Origin of the sequence: Rhizobium quercicola, from assembly GCF_021168455.1 — a bacterium.
GTDB lineage: Bacteria > Pseudomonadota > Alphaproteobacteria > Rhizobiales > Rhizobiaceae > Ferranicluibacter > Ferranicluibacter quercicola.
The window spans coordinates 303082-318583 of the sequence record NZ_JAJOZR010000003.1 but is presented as its reverse complement, the minus strand read 5'-3'; the positions used below and the strand labels follow the sequence as shown (position 1 = coordinate 318583).

Genomic DNA, 15502 nt, shown 5'->3' with positions numbered 1-15502 from the left:
CGGGCTGGATTTTCAGGCGGCGAGCCGCATGTCTTTCGCAATGCAGCGAACCCGCGGATGCACCCGGAACCTTTGGCCGGATCCGGTTGTTGAAAGGCGGATCGCAGCCCCGCCCGGCCTGCGCAGGCCGCAGCGAACCCCGAACCGATACGAGGACAGGATGGACTCCCTGATGACCACCGAGAGCGTACGACCTTCCGCAAACCGGCAGACGACAGCCTGGGGGCCGGAAATCCTGGCCGAGGGTGGCGCCCGGTTCCGCCTCTGGGCGCCGGGCGAAGACACGCTGACGCTGCGGCTGGACGGCAAGGACCACGACATGGCCCAGGCCGGCGAGGGCTGGTTCGAGGCCGTCGTTTCCGAGGCGAAGCCCGGCGCGACCTATGCTTTCGTCCTGCCGGACGGGAAGGTCGTGCCCGACCCCGCCGCCCGCGCGCTGGCGCAGGACGTCCATGGTCCCGCCGTTCTGGTCGATCCCGATGCCTACCAGTGGAAGCATGCCGGCTGGACCGGCATGCCCTGGGCCGAAACGATCCTCTACGAGTTCCATGTCGGCACCTTCACGCCGGAAGGCACCTTCCGAGCGGCGATCGAAAAGCTGGCCGATATCGCGGACACCGGCATCACCGCCGTCGAGATCATGCCGGTCTCGCATTTCGGCGGCACGCGTGGCTGGGGTTATGACGGCGTCTATCCCTACGCGCCGCACAATGCCTATGGTTCGCCGGACGATCTCAAGGCCTTCATCGATGCTGCGCACGGACTCGGCCTCATGGTCTATATGGATGTCGTGTACAACCACTTCGGACCCGACGGAAACTATCTGAGCGCCTATGCGCCGGACTTCTTCCGCGAAGGCAAGAAGACGCCCTGGGGTGCCGCCATCGCCTACAACAAGCAGCCGGTGCGCGATTTCTTCGTCGAGAATGCGCTCTACTGGCTGCGCGAGTTCCGGCTCGACGGCCTGCGCTTCGACGCGATCGACATGATCTTCGACGATGCGGAAACGCATGTCCTGATCGAAATCGCCCGACGCGCCCGCTCGGAGTTCGATGGCCGCCACATTCACCTCGTCACCGAGGATCCGGAAAACCATATCGAACTGCGCCGCAGCGACGACAACGAAGCGCTGCTCTATGACGCCGATTGGAACGACGACTATCACCACGCCGCCCATGTGGTCGCAACGGGCGAGAAGAACGGCTACTACGGCAAGTTCATCGACAGGCCGGTCGAGAACTTCGCCCGCGCTCTCACGGAAGGCTATATCTATCCCGGTCAGAAGCCGGTCGAGATGAGCGAACCGGTGCCGATGGAAGCCTTCGTCGGCTTTCTGCAGAACCACGACCAGATCGGCAACCGGGCCTTCGGCGATCGGCTGATCACCCTGACGTCGAAGGAGATGCTTCAGGCCCTCACCGTCGTGACCATGCTCGCCCCGCATATTCCCATGCTGTTCATGGGCGAGGAATATGGCGAGACGCGTCCCTTCCTCTTCTTCACCGATTACGATGGTGACCTGGGCAAGGCCGTGCGCGAAGGCCGGCGCACCGATATGGACAATTTCGGTGGCCTGCCGGACGGCAAATCCGTCGAGGACGTGGCCGACCCCAATGCCATCGAAACGATGGAGAACACGCGCCTCGACTGGGCCAAGGCGGAGACGGAGGACGGCCAGGCGTGGCGCGCGCTCTATCGCGACCTGATCGCCATCCGCAAGCGCGCTATCGTTCCCCTGCTGGTCGCCGCTCCGAACACCCTCTCGGCGGGCACCGTCCTGACCGCAGAGGGCCGGCTGCTCGCCATTGACTGGCAGCTCGGCGATCGGCGCCTTCAGCTGCGTGCCAACTTCGGCGAGGTCACTGCTGATCTGCCGCCCGCAACCGGCGAAACGCTCTACGGAACGCACAGCACGCAGGGCATGGCGCCTTGTTCGGTCCTGTTCGCCCTCGATCGCGCCTGATCTTATCCATCATGGGCGGCGGAAAGGTTTGCCGCCCGTGTCCGGAAGTGAACAACGCAACGTGATCGTTCTCGATTTGAGAACAATCCGTCCTGCATCGATCCTCTATCGCGGGCGGCCGACCTGCACCATCTTGACCTCATCGAACGCCCGGTCACCGCTGAAGCGGTAAACCTCCGGGCCGGAAAGGATGAGATCATGATCGACCAAATCAAGGGCCTCCATCACGTCACGTCGATGGCCGCAAACGCCCGCGTCAACAACGCATTCTTCACCGATGTGCTTGGCCTCCGCCGCATCAAGAAGACCGTCAACTTCGACGCGCCCGATGTGTACCACCTCTATTACGGCGACGAGATCGGCACGCCCGGCACCGTGATGACCTATTTCCCGTTCCCGCACATCGCGCGGGGGCGGCCGGGCACCGGCGAAGTCGGCACGACCGTCTTCGCGGTCCCGCAGGGCTCGTTGCCCTATTGGGCAGACCGCCTGACGAAGAAGGGCGTGACCGGCGTGACGCCGAGCGAGACCTTCGGCGAGAAGCGCCTGTCCTTCAACGGGCCGGATGGCGATGGCTTCGCGCTGGTGGAGACGGTCGATGATCCGCGCACGCCGTGGACGGAAGGCGGCATCAGCGCGGATCACGCCATTCGCGGCTTCCACTCGGTCGCCATGCGGCTGCGGGATGCCGGCGCGACCTCGGAGCTTCTCGGCTTCATGGGATACGACACACTGGAGACGCGCGACGGCGTGACACGCCTTCTCGTGCCCGGTGCGTCGGCTGCCGGCGTCATCGACATCGAGACACTGCCGGATGCGCCCGGCAGCCGGCAGGGGGCGGGGTCCGTCCACCATGTCGCCTTCGCCGTCGACAATCGCGCGGCCCAGCTGGAGGTGCGCAAGGCGCTGATGGATACGGGCTATCAGGTCACCCCGGTCATCGACCGCGATTACTTCTGGGCGATCTACTTCCGCACGCCGGGCGGCGTTCTGTTCGAAGTGGCCACCAACGAGCCGGGCTTCGAGCGCGACGAGGAACGGGCGCATCTGGGCGAAGCGCTGAAGCTTCCGCAGCAGCACAAGCACCTGCGCCCCATTCTGGAGCAGCAGCTGGAAAAGCTGGACTGAGCGCTTCGATCCAGCACCCAGAAAACACAGAAAACCGGCGCCGCCGCAGGAGATGCGGCGGCAGGACCGGCGGAGGTTTGTCATGACCGATATGGACTACAAGCACCTGATCAAAAAGGGCGCGCCTGGCGCGCCGCTCCTCGTGACGCTGCACGGCACGGGCGGCGACGAGAACCAGTTCTTCACCTTCGCAAGCCAGCTGCGCCCCGACGCCACCATTCTGTCGCCGCGCGGCGATGTGTCGGAGCACGGGGCGGCCCGCTTCTTCCGCCGCACCGGCGAAGGCGTCTACGATATGGCGGATCTTGCCCGCGGCACGCGGAAGCTTGCCGATTTCGTGCGGAAGACGGCCCAAACGGTCGGGGCGTCGGAGATCTTCGGCCTCGGCTTCTCCAACGGCGCCAACATTCTGGCGAACGTGCTGGTGGAGGTTCCTGATCTCTTCGACCGGGCCGCGCTCCTGCATCCGCTGATCCCGTTTCAGCCGAAGCCGTCGCCGGCACTGGCCGGTCGCCGCGTTCTCGTGACAGCGGGCGAGCGCGACCCCATCTGTCCGACGCCGCTCACCATCGCGCTCGCCGACTACTTTACCGGGCAGGGCGCCAAGACGCAGCTCGTCTGGCACAATGGCGGCCACGATATCCGCGAAAACGAGATCGAGGCGATGCGCACGCTGTTTGCGTGAGCGCTCAATACCCCTGCGCCGCGCCCGATGCGGCGCGGCTGTCCATGGCGCCGTAATAGCGGGCACCTGGCGCGCCGTCCGCCGCCTCCGCGGCCGTCCGTCCGCCCACGAGGATACCGGCGGCCTGACCCCAGACCGGCCAGTTCTTGTCCGGGCCGACATCGTGCCCCATGCCCTGCAGCACGTTCAGCGTGTCGGCGGAGAGGGCAAAGGGCTCGATCGCCACGGTATCCGGCATCCACTGGTGATGCAGGCGCGGCGCATCGATCGCCTCCTGCAGCGTCATCCCATGGTCGATGACGTTGAGGATGGCTTCGAGCGTGATGGTGATGATGCGCGCGCCGCCGGGGCTGCCGATGACCATGAACGGCTTGCCGTCTTTCGTCACGATGGTCGGGCTCATGGAAGACAGCGGCGTCTTGCCCGGCGCGATCGCATTGGCTTCGCCCTGCACGAGGCCGTAAAGGTTCGGCGCGCCCGGTTTCGAGGTGAAGTCGTCCATCTCGTTGTTGAGGAGAATGCCGGTGCCGGGCGCGACCACGCCGGCGCCGAAAGAGCCGTTGAGCGTATAGGTCACCGAGACCGCGTTGCCGGCGCTGTCCATGATCGAATAATGCGTGGTCTCGTGGCTCTCCCCGAGACCCTTGGGCGCAAGCTGCGCCGAGACACCGGCCTTCTGAAGATCGATCTTCCCGCGGATCTCCTGCGCATAGGCCTTGTCGAGCAGCGTCTCGACCGGATTCTTGACGAAGTCCGGATCGCCGAGTGCCGAATTGCGGTCGACATAGGCGTAGCGCATGGCCTCGATCATCACATGCGCCGTTGCCGCCGAGCCGGCGCCGAGCGCGCCGAGCGGATAGCCCTCGAGAATGTTCAGGATCTCGCAGAGGATGACGCCGCCCGAGCTAGGCGGCGGCGAGGAGATGATCTCGTAGCCGCGATAGGTGCAGGTGACCGGCTTCAGTTCGCGCACCGCGTAGCGCGCGAAATCCTGCTTTGTGAGAATGCCGCCCTTGTCGGTGCTCGCCTTGACGATATCGTCGGCGATCGCGCCTTTGTAGAACGCGTCCGGCCCCGTTTTCGAGATGGCGGCCAGGCTGCGCGCGAGATCCGGCTGCACCAGCGTCGCGCCGATCTTCGGGGCCTTGCCATCTGGGGTGAGGAAGATCGCGGCAGCGGCCGGGTCGCGGCCGAGCTTTTTCAGACTGTTGCCAAGCGAGGCGACATCCCCGCCATCGAGGGTGAAACCCTGCTCCGCGAGCTTGATCGCCGGAGCCAGAAGCGCTTCGCGCGACAGCGTGCCGAAGCGGGTGCGCGCGGCTTCGAATCCGGCGACCGATCCGGGCACGCCGACGGCGAGATAGCCATCCGTGCTGCGGCCCTTGGCGATCTCGCCCGTGTCGTCGAGATACATCGTCTTCGTCGCGGCAAGCGGCGCCCGCTCGCGAAAGTCGAGAAAGCTGGTACGGCCATCGGCAAGGCGCACGGTCATGAAGCCGCCGCCACCGATATTGCCGGCCGTGGGATAGACGACGGCCAGCGCATAGCCGACGGCAACCGCGGCATCCACGGCATTGCCGCCCTGCTTGAGGATCTCCACGCCGACATCGGACGCCAGATGCTGGGCGGTGACGACCATGCCGTTCTCTCCGGCAACCGGCTGCGGCGAGGCCGCCTGCGCCGGCGATACGGCAAGGCCGATCGCGAGGGTGAGATGCACGAGAGAGGTGCGGATGAGGGTCATGAGTAGGGCTCCTCCGGGTCGGCGACACAGTCGCAAGCCGGAAGGATAGCCGAAACGCTACGCCACCGCCTCGGAAAAATGCGCGCTCAGCCGTCGATCCGCAGCACGCCATAGGCCCCGAGCCGAACGTCGCCGGTACCGAGCCGTTCGGCTTTCAGCGTGCCGGCCGCCGCATCGATCATCGTGTCCGCATCGAGCCGATATGCGACGGCTTCCGGCGCGATGCCGAGCGCGGACACATCGAGCGTCTGCGGAAGCGGCGTCAGGTTGACGGCAAGAATCGTCCGTCCAGCCTCTCGCTGCGCGCACATCGCGAGAACGGCCTCCGGCCGGTCGGCGGCAATCATGGTGGCCTTCGCCCCGGCAAGCTCGGCGAGCATGGCGACGGCATGAAACAGCGGTCGCCGCCCGCCTTGCGAAACGGGTTCGCCTGCGCCGGCGAAGAGGCCGAACGGGCCCGTCAGGGCCGAAAGCGTCAACTGGTCGAGCCCGGCCGGTGCCACCGCGATGGCATAGCCGATGGCGTAGGCGGCGGCGAAGAGACCGTTCTGGCGCGGGTCGCGGTGCGCCATCGGAATCCGGCTGCCGTCCGGGTTGTCCATCGTCCGGCTGCCATAAGGATTCTGGCGCATGGGGAGAGTGGACGGGCCGATGCGGTAGCGCCGGTCGCCATAGATCGCGCGCACCGAGCGGGTAATGAAGGGCAGCGCCTCCAGCGTCTGCAGAACGCTGCGATCGTCTGCGGCATGCACGATCGGGTTTGTGCAGTGGCTGATGAAATCCAGATCGGTGGCCGGCACCCGCTTGCGGTTCAACTCTGTGAAGTAGCTGAGCATGCCGCCACCGAGCGCGTGGTGCGGGAACGCCGCGCGCGCTGCGGCATAGATGTCGTCGAGCGGCGGACAATCCGGCCAGACGCTGCCCGGCGGCGTTGATTGCCGATCGACGGCCGGAGACACCATGACGGCATCCGGCGTGAAGCCTGCTTTGTCCATGGCCGCGGCCATCGCGTGCAGCTCGTCGGCAAAGGGCGCTTGGCAGGGCAGCGCGATTTCCAGCGTGGTCGAGCCCCGATGCCGCGCGGCAAGGGCGGCAAAGGCATCGAAGACGGCGTCATCATGGCCCGCGAGCGGATCGACATGGAAGAGCAGCGCCTGCACCTGCGGATTTCGCTCGGCCTCCAGCATCGCGCGCGTTTCCGCGGCCTCCTCGGGCGTGACGACGATCCCGATGGGCGGGAGGGGCTGCGCGGGGTTTTGGGTCAGCGTTAACCGCACTGGTCCGGACGTCGGCGGTAAGCCGGCGCCAGCGCGGCGCTGCCGCTCGTCCACGATCTGCAGCGTGATCCGCTGTGCGACATCGACGCCCGCCTCGATCCGGTAGGGCCAGGGCAGGGCGAGCGGGCGGACATAGGTCTTGTAGGAGGCATCCGACCAGTTGCGCTGATCCTCCATCTCGAACGTGTCACCCTCCATACGGCATTCCACGCTGACGCCGGGCAGGGCCTGATTGGTCATGGCGCGCATCGCCATGAAAGGCTGCCAGGGCGCGATGAGGTCCGGCAGAACCGTCGCCTCGAAGGTCCCATCGACATGCTCGACCCGGACCGGCGTTCCCGCGACGCCGACGATGGGATGGAGCACGCAGAAGCCGCAGCGATTGGTCTCGAAGCCCGTGTCGGACCGAGCCGTGCCGGAAAAGGCGAGCCGACCATGCTCGTCGCCGTCGATATGGGCTCGAAGGACGAGCTTCGTCCCCTCCGGCCCATGGCATGTCGCGCGGTAGGTGACGGTGAAGCCGTCCGCGCGCTGGTCCACCACGAGATCCTCGATCTGGGGATCATAGGTGCCCCAGTCACGATCGCGCACGAGGAAGGAAACGGCGCGAAGCACCTCCGTGCCGTCATAGCGGATATTGCGCAGCGCGCCGCCGGAAAGCTCGGCCGAAAGGCGCCCGGCCGCGAGCAGTCGGGACCCCGGCTCCATGCGAACGGTGCCGGTCAGGCGGAAGGCGAGCGTGTCGTCCGTCATGCGATCAGCGGCCCGATGGTGACGGGCTGCAGGGTCGCGGCACTTTCATAGGCGGCTTCCACCAGTGCGAAGGTCTTCAGGTTGTCGGCGCCCGAGGTCGAGGTCTCCGCGCCGCTTGCCAGCCTCTCCGTCCAGTGTTGCTGGATGGCAAGGACGCTCTCCTGGATATTGTGCCAGGGACGCGATGCCCAGGGGAGGAGGGTCGGCTGGACGTCGTGGATCTCCGTGCCGGCGGCATTGGTGATCTCCAGCCGGTACCCCTGCATCAGCCGCAGCGAGCCTTCGGTCCCGTCCAGCTCGATCAGCGTCTCGGGAAAAGGCTCGACGGAAGCCTTGGTGGCATAGCTGACATCGACGACAGAGGTCGCGCCGGTCTCGTGATCGAGCAGGATCGTCGCGACGTCCTCGCCTTTGATGGCAGGGTTGACGCGCTTCGTGCGGGCGGTGAGCGCGGTGACGTCTCCGAGGATATAGCGGGCGATGTCGAGCGTGTGGATGCCCAGATCCTCGATGATGAAACGCGCGCCTTCGGCGAGATAGGGCTGGCCCGAGAACACGTCATAGCCGGAGCGGAACGAGAAGCGGCCCCAGAACGGCGTGCCGATCTGCGCCGCATCCAGCGCCTTGCGCACCGCCTGGATCGGCGTCTGCCAGCGGAAATTCTCGTGGATCATCAGGGGAACGCCGGCCGCAGCGCAGGCCGCGACCATGGCTTTGGCATCGGCAAGCGTCGGCGCGAAAGGCTTCTGGCAGATGACGGGCAGGCGATGGGAGGCCGCCATCTCCACCAGCGCGCGGTGGCTGTTGACGGTGGTGGCGATATCCACAAAGTCGAAGCCACCATCTGCCATCATCTGCGCGGCGTCGCTATAGCGCCGCGCGATCCCGAACTGGTCGCCGACGATCCGCAGCCGTTCCGGGTCGCGGTCGCAGATGGCGACGATCTCGGCGCCGTCCACATCCTGCCAGGCATGCATCTGGTTGACGGCAAAGAAGCCGCAACCGATCAGCGCTCCTTGAAAACTCGGCATGGTCTCAGTCCTTGCAAAACGGTCGTTCAGGGTCCGGCCCGGCCGATCAGGTCAGGCATTGTAAGATTTACTGGTATGATGAGTCAACCAGTCGATGTCGCGCGCCCGTCGCGGATCTGGGCGAAATAGCCGTCACGCCCCACCTGTCCGCCCTTCAACGCAATCTGCAATCCGTTGGTCGGCGCATGCAGGCCGTGAGCGGTGCAGAGCGGCGAACCCGGCGTTTCCGGCAGTGGCAGAAGGGTCGTCAGGGCATCGACCTTCAAGCCCCCCAGCGCATGGCTCGACGTATCGCCGCCTGCGATGACGGCCCGGCCGAGGCCTTGCGTTTCGATGAGCTGCAGGAGAATCCGGCCAAGCATCTGACCCAGCCGATGCCGGCTGCCGGCCACCCGGTCGATCTCGCCGCCACGATCGGCCTGCGGACCGAGGGCCGTGTGCAGGATGACGCTGCGGCCGGCGGCAAGGCTCGTCTGCGCCTCCCGGATCGCACGGTCGATGACGCGTTCACCATTCTCTCCGAGAAGCGCTAGCGGATCGAGCGCCACGCCGTCGAAGCCGTCGGAGCCCGTCGCCTGCCGGATCTGCCGCTCCGTGGTCGGCGAGACGCTGCCGGAGACGACCGCGATCCGGTCGGCCGTGCCGGGAGACGGAAAGTGTCGTGCGCCGTCGACCAGCCCTGCGGCGCGCCATGCCTGAAGGAGCGCATACTCGACGCCCGAAGATCCCGCCATGAATCGTGAACCGCGCTCGGCAAGCCGCAGAAGCTGTGCGCCTGCCGCCTTCTGCGTCTCCGGTCCGTCCACGTCCAGCATCAGTATGCCCTTGTCGGCAAGGGTCGCAGCGCGTGCATCGACCTGCGCATCCGTGAGCATGGTGAGGTCGGCCAGCGTTACCGGCAGTTCCGTCTGGTGCCCGAGATGCTGCGCAAGATCCGCTTCGGTCATGGGCGTCACCGGATGCCGGCTCATGACGGGGTGGCGGTCGATGCGGTAGACCTCGTCTTGATAGCCGGCGAACAAGTGACCGAAAGCCGTGTAGCGCCTGAGCTGCGGCGCCCCGACGACCAGGGGCGCGATATCCTGCCCGAAGACGTCGAGCCCGATCTCGATCGCGCGGCCGATATTGCCCACCGCAGGGGCGGAATCGAAGGTCGAGCAGACCTTGTAATGGCAGATGGCGGCCTGCCGCGCCTTCAGCCATCGAAAGACCGGCGTCAGCTGTTCATCCATCCAGTCCGGTGTCTCGCTGCGGCTGGTGCCGGCAAGGCCGATGGCGCGGCAATGGGCAAAGCGCTGCAGCAGCGCGTCGTCGGGTATGCGCAGAAAGAGCACGGTCTCCACGCCATGGGAGGCCAGCGCCTCCATGACGTCGGTCGAGCCGGTGAAATCGTCGCCGTAATAGCTGAGAAGCAGGGGCGCCATGTCAGGCATCCTTTCCACCGAACGTCTTCAAGGATGCCGCGAGTTCCGGGTGGTCGAGCGCGTAGGTTTCGAGCGGGATGTCGGCAACCGCGGCCTCCCAGGCCTGCTGCACGGCATGCACGCCGGCGGCCGGTCCGCCGGGATGGCTGACGATGCCGCCGCCGCAGAGGTAGAGGAGATCGGTGGTGCGCCCCGTGCGCCGATAGGTCTCCGGCGCCTGTCCGCCCCACTGTCCGGACCCGGCCACGGGAAGCGGGCAATCCGCCGGTGAAAAGAGCGGGGTGGACACGGCCTTGAAGGATTCCACGAAGCTCTCGTCCGGCTCCCAGTATTTCACGCCGATGCCGTTGATCTGGAACTGGTCGACACCGAGCAGTCGCCAGAACTGCTGCCAGACCTTGAAGTCGAAGCCGATGCCCGGATGCCGGGTCAGGACATCCCAGCCATTGCGGTGCGCATGCAGAACGAGGCCGGAGCGCTTGCGGAGAAACGCCATGCCGCCCATGCCGATCGAGTTGATGTTGACGACGGCGCAATTGCCGCCGGCCGCCAGCACCGTGTCGTGGTTGCGCATCATCTCGTCGGGGTCGGTATGCGAGATGCCGAAAGCGTACATGACCTTCTTGCCGGTCTTCTGCTCGTGATCGAGGATCAGCGGCATGATGGCGGCGACGCGCTCCTTCAGCGGCGAATAGGCCGGGCTCATCAGCTTCTCGTCGTCCTTGATGAAATCGACGCCCGAGCCGATCAGTTCGCCGACCAGTTCGGCCGTTTCCATCGGCCGAAGCCCAAGGGCCGGCTTGACGATCGTGCCGATGATCGGCCGGCCTTCGACGCCGGTCAGCCGCCGGCTGCCCGGCATCCCGAACTGGGGTCCGGGATAGGCGGCACCATATTCCGGTGGCAGCTTGAGATCCACGACGCGAAGCCCGGTCATGCCCTTGATGGAAAAGATGCCGCCGATGGCGATGGTCATCAGCGCCGAGAGATCCGTGCCCACGGCATCGATCGGGAAGGCGATGTCCACATCGGCCCTGTGGATCGGGCCGTGATCCGATGGCGCTTCCGGCCAGCTCGGTGTCGTCGCGGGCTCAAGCGGGCGGATGGCGATCACCCGTGCGGCCACGCGGGCCTTCAGCGCTTCCGTTTCACCCGGAACCGGCACGAACGTGCCCGTCGATTGATCGCTGGCGATCTTGGCGCCCATGGCCTCGACGCTTCCCGCCGTCTCGATGCGATAGGTCACGGTGATCATCAGCGTCTCCTCCCCGTCTCGACCGGCTACGGCAGATCGTCGTTGATGAACTGGTATAATGAGTATAACAATGACGCAAGTCTCGCTGTGCGGAAAATGCACGAGAAGGCGCAGCCCCTGCGACAGGGGAGAAAGCGAGGCGCGCACGCGTTTCCCTTTTCCAAGCACGCGGCGGCATGCGAAGATGCAGGATCGAACGAACGCCCGGAACCTCATGCGCCAGCCGACCGAAACCATCACGCGCCGAAAACTGTCCGACGAGGTCTTTTCCCGCCTGCGGGCGATGATCACCTCCGGCGAGCTGAACCCCGGCGACGAAATGCCCTCGGAGCGGGAACTGATGGAGCGCTTCGGCGTGGGGCGGCCCGCGATCCGCGAGGCCATGCAGGCGCTGGCCAATATGGGCCTCGTCGTCATATCGCATGGAGAGCGTGCCCGTGTGCTGGAGCTGACGGCCCGATCGATCCTGCGTCAGGTGGATACGACCGCCCAGATGATGCTCGCGAAATCCTCCGACACGCTGGAGCACCTCAAGAGCGCCCGCATCTTCTTCGAGCGGGGCATGGCGCGGGAAGCCGCGGCGAAGGCGACCGAAGCCGATATCGCGGATCTCGAGGCGATCCTCGGTCGGCAGGCGGCGGCTCTGGACGATGCCGCCGCCTTCATCGCTGCCGACATGGAGTTTCACGCCCGAATCGCGCGCATCTCCGGCAATCCCATCTATGTCGCCGTCAGCGAGGCCATGCTGGCCTGGTTGCGCGGCTACCACACCCACATGCTGATCTGGACCGGTAAGGAAGCCGTGACGCTCTCCGAGCACCGATCCATCATCGACTGCATCGTCGCCCGCGACGCCGATGCCACGGAGCAGGCCATGCTGCGCCATCTCGAACGCTCCCGCGCGCTCTACACGTCGAAGGATACGTCAGAGACGGCTTAAGAGTTCGGGCGGGTCGAAAACGATTCCGGTTTGCCGGAATATGGGGTAGAACCCGGCGCCCTCGATCAGTTTTCTGCCGTTCCAGATCGAATCCGAGGGGCCGGGAACCGCAGCATCATGACGACGGGTACAGGGAGTGGCGGACATGGACGCAGGCGAAATCGCACGCATCTCCGCATGGTTGACGACGCAGGGTCTCAAGGGCTCCGACGAGATGGAGATAATGCGTGGCTTCTGCGAGCATCTGCGCGAAGCCGGGCTGCCGCTCGACAGGGGGCTCGCGCTCATCGATACGCTGCATCCGGTCTATGAAGGGCGCGCCTTCCAGTGGGACAGCCGGGAGCCAGGCAAGGGCATGTTCGAATACGGCCCGACGAACGAGGGCGTTTCGGAGGAAAACTGGAAGCGCTCGCCATTCTACCATCTGCGCGAGACCAACGGCAACGAGCTGCGCCGCCGCATCGGCTTCGGCGATCCCACCGATTTCTACGCGCTGGACACGCTGCTGGCAGCCGGGCATCGCGACTATATCGCCATGATCCACCGTTTTTCGCCGGACGCGCATATCGGCGACATGGACTGTTTCTACTCCCACTGGACGACGGCCGACGAGGGCGGTTTCACCGATCGGGGGATCGATGCCCTGCGCTCGCTGGTGCCCGTCCTCGCCCTTGCCATCAAGGCCGGGTCGCTCAACCGCGTCACGCGCACGATCGCGGAAGTCTATCTCGGCGAAGATGCTGCAAGCCACGTGCTGGAAGGCCGCATCACCCGGGGCAAGGCCGAGCGGATTTCGGCGGTGCTCTGGTTTTCCGACCTGCAGAATTACACCCGCATCACCGAAAGCCTCGCCCCGGACGAGATCATTCCGTTTCTGAACGATTACGCCGATGCGGTCATCACCTCCATTCACGAGGCCGGCGGCAACGTGCTGAAGCTGATCGGCGACGGGACGCTCGCGATCTTCAAGGCCGAGGAGCGGGAGGATGCCTGTCGTCGGGCGCTGGACGCCGAACGGCGCCTGCGCGGCAAGCTGGCCGATCTCAATGCGCGCCGCGCCATGGAAGGGCGCCCGACGACGGAGGTCTATCTCGGCCTGCATATCGGGGACGTCTTCTACGGCAATATCGGCAGCGCCGATCGCCTCGACTTCACCGTCATCGGACCGGCCGTCAACGAGGTCAGCCGCATCGCCTCGCTCTGTCGCTTCGTCGATCGCACGGTCGTCATGTCCTCGCCCTTCGTGGCCGCGGCACCGCCGCCCGGCGACAGGGAGGTGGTCTCCATCGGCCGTTATGCCCTGCGCGGCGTGAAGCTGGCACAGGAGCTTTTCACCCTCATGCCGGTGCCGGAAACGGACGCATGAACGAGAAACGGAAGGCGAGGACGGCAGGTGCCGACACCGGAAACCGCCGCAGATAGCCTTCCGATTTCCGCCTTATGACTTACGTATGATCCGCCGGGCCGCTCGGGCTCGGAACAGGGAAGGTCGACAGATGAAGATGAACAGGCTCGCCGAGCAGGTCCGCAAGACAGGCTCCGTGCCGCTCTCCTGGGCGGGGTCGACGATGGCGATGGATTACATCAATATCGGCGATGCCCTCAGTCCGGTCATGGTGGCGCTCCTCAGCGGAAAGCCGGTCCATCGGGTGCCCTCCCGCTCGAAGACGATGCGCATGGCTTGTGTCGGTACCATCGCGCATGGCATGTCCGGCGGCGAGGTCTGGTTCTGGGGCACGGGCTCCTCGCGCTGGACCAATCCGTCGGCGGCGAAGGAAGAGCTGGTCGCCTTCGCGCCGTCCGCAGATTCGACGTTCCACGTGACGGCGACGCGCGGCCCCCTGTCGGAGGCGCTGATCACCGGCGCGGCGGAAGGCACGGTCGGCGTCTATGGCGACCCGGTCTGGCTGCTGCCGCGGTTCTATGCGCCGCGCGTCGAGAAGACCTGGAAGCTCGGCGTCATCGTGCACCTGTCGGAACTGGCCGATCGCGATCCGGAAGCGCATATGAAGGAAACACTGCTGCGGTACGGGATCCCCGAAGCCTTCGCCCCGCATGTCCGCCTGATCAATACGGTCACGTCCATCGGCATGGATGCCATGAAAACCCGGATCGACGAGATCCTGGCCTGCGAACGCATCGTCTCAACCAGCCTGCACGGCATGGTCTTTGCCGAGAGCTACAACATTCCCTGCCTGCATTTCGCGACGCATGGTCCGGTGAAGGGGCTGCACACGCGACGACTCGACGAGACCTGCGATCTCGATCCCCGCGTCATCGATCTGTATCGCGGTCTCGGCCTCTCGGACTTGCCCGTCTATGCCTTGCCCCGCACGGAGCCGACCGACTGGGAGGATCTCATCTCCGCCATCGACCGCGCCTGGACGCCGAAGGCCTTCGATGCGGAAGCGCTGATCGCGGCCTTTCCGCTCGATGTCGCACCGCTGGAAGCCCGTCCGGGCGAAACCATCTGGGAGCATCCGGTGCTTCAGGGGCTCGTGCTGCAGCACGACGTGAAGGAGCTCAACCTCGCCGACAGGCTTCGCAACAAGGCCTGAGGGCGCCGCACAGGCGCTCGGCGCGGCGTGACCGGGGTCAGCGCCCCTTGCTGGTCTCGATCAGTGTGAGAACGAGGGCGGACAGCAGTGCGAGCGGCGGGGTGGGCGCCGTCTGCGGCTTGGAGCTTTGCGCCGGCGACAGGCCGACCTTGCCCACGGGCTGATCGTTGGCGTTGATACCGCTGTTTCCGAGGGTCCACCAGCCTTCCCGCAGGATGCGCTCGAGGATGAAGGTGGTCACATCGAGCGAGCGGGACGGCGAGCCCGGCGGCAGGATATCGGCGGCCGTCGGATTGCGCTCGTTCATCACGGAATAATAGATCCGCTTCAGTTCCTCGTCGATATCGTCGGATCCCTCGGTTGCCGTATTCACCTTCTGGCGCAGGCGCCGCAGGTCGGCCACCGTCACCGGTTCTCCGCCTGCGACCTTCATCACCTCGTTTGCAAAGGCTTCGGGATCGGCATTGGCCGAGGAAAGAAGGTCGCCGAGGGGAGAGCCGGGGGTTGCCTGTCGGTTGCGGATCACCTTGGCGGCACCGCGGATGCCCTCGCGGAAAGCCTCGCGACGAACGGTTTCCTCGGCACCGTGCGCCGCATCGAGTGCTGCCGCCATGTCGAGGAGAACGGCCGAGATCTCCGGGCTGGCGCCGGAAATTGCCGTCTCGCGCGCACGCGCCACGAGACCGTCCAGCCGAGCCTTTTCGTCACTCATCGCTGCTCTTCCGTATCGACTGCATCAAAATG

At 65.8% G+C, this 15502-nt stretch carries 12 protein-coding genes; 6 read left to right on the top strand and 6 right to left on the bottom strand.

From position 1 onward, the window contains the following. Window positions 1-172 precede the first annotated feature (172 nt). The 3 genes from treZ (at window position 173) to LRX75_RS06645 (ending at window position 3776) form a co-directional block, all read left to right on the top strand. On the top strand, window positions 173-1963 hold the full coding sequence (treZ, locus tag LRX75_RS06655; protein ID WP_231812911.1) for a malto-oligosyltrehalose trehalohydrolase: 1791 nt from the start codon (window positions 173-175) through the stop codon (window positions 1961-1963). A 198-nt stretch (window positions 1964-2161) separates the two neighbouring features. After that, complete coding sequence (locus LRX75_RS06650) at window positions 2162-3091, top strand: VOC family protein (RefSeq protein WP_231812909.1); 930 nt, start codon at window positions 2162-2164, stop codon at window positions 3089-3091. A gap of 82 nt (window positions 3092-3173) precedes the next feature. Continuing rightward, window positions 3174-3776, top strand: coding sequence for an alpha/beta hydrolase (locus LRX75_RS06645; RefSeq protein WP_231812907.1), 603 nt, complete (start codon window positions 3174-3176; stop codon window positions 3774-3776). 4 nt (window positions 3777-3780) lie between these two features. Here the strand turns inward: LRX75_RS06645 and ggt are convergent, their stop codons facing one another. From ggt to oiaX, 5 genes are all read right to left on the bottom strand, one after another. Continuing rightward, complete coding sequence (ggt, locus tag LRX75_RS06640) at window positions 3781-5520, bottom strand: gamma-glutamyltransferase (protein ID WP_231812905.1); 1740 nt, start codon at window positions 5518-5520, stop codon at window positions 3781-3783. 86 nt (window positions 5521-5606) lie between these two features. Beyond that, a complete protein-coding gene (apnL, locus tag LRX75_RS06635; protein ID WP_231812903.1) occupies window positions 5607-7550 on the bottom strand; it encodes a D-apionate lactonase in 1944 nt (647 codons plus the stop codon). Continuing rightward, window positions 7547-8581, bottom strand: coding sequence for a Gfo/Idh/MocA family protein (locus LRX75_RS06630; protein WP_231812901.1), 1035 nt, complete (start codon window positions 8579-8581; stop codon window positions 7547-7549). Before LRX75_RS06630 ends, apnL begins: the two co-directional genes overlap by 4 nt. A gap of 83 nt (window positions 8582-8664) precedes the next feature. Then, a complete protein-coding gene (locus tag LRX75_RS06625) occupies window positions 8665-10005 on the bottom strand; it encodes a four-carbon acid sugar kinase family protein (protein WP_231812899.1) in 1341 nt (446 codons plus the stop codon). A 1-nt stretch (window position 10006) separates the two neighbouring features. After that, window positions 10007-11263, bottom strand: a complete 1257-nt coding sequence (gene oiaX / locus LRX75_RS06620; protein ID WP_231813002.1) for a 3-oxo-isoapionate-4-phosphate decarboxylase OiaX — start codon at window positions 11261-11263, stop codon at window positions 10007-10009. A gap of 211 nt (window positions 11264-11474) precedes the next feature. Here oiaX and LRX75_RS06615 point away from each other — a divergent pair, with 211 nt between their 5' ends. The 3 genes from LRX75_RS06615 (at window position 11475) to LRX75_RS06605 (ending at window position 14758) form a co-directional block, all read left to right on the top strand. Beyond that, the gene (locus LRX75_RS06615) at window positions 11475-12200 is read left to right on the top strand and encodes a transcriptional regulator NanR (RefSeq protein ID WP_231812897.1); all 726 of its coding nucleotides are present in this window, start codon (window positions 11475-11477) and stop codon (window positions 12198-12200) included. Window positions 12201-12345: 145 nt separating this feature from the next. Beyond that, window positions 12346-13566 (top strand): adenylate/guanylate cyclase domain-containing protein, encoded by a 1221-nt coding sequence (locus LRX75_RS06610; protein ID WP_231812895.1) that lies wholly within the window; start codon window positions 12346-12348, stop codon window positions 13564-13566. A 130-nt stretch (window positions 13567-13696) separates the two neighbouring features. After that, window positions 13697-14758, top strand: coding sequence for a polysaccharide pyruvyl transferase family protein (locus LRX75_RS06605; protein ID WP_231812893.1), 1062 nt, complete (start codon window positions 13697-13699; stop codon window positions 14756-14758). A 37-nt stretch (window positions 14759-14795) separates the two neighbouring features. On the opposite strand, the gene LRX75_RS06600 is transcribed toward LRX75_RS06605, so the two are convergent. Beyond that, complete coding sequence (locus LRX75_RS06600) at window positions 14796-15470, bottom strand: hypothetical protein (protein WP_231812891.1); 675 nt, start codon at window positions 15468-15470, stop codon at window positions 14796-14798. Window positions 15471-15502: the final 32 nt, after the last annotated feature.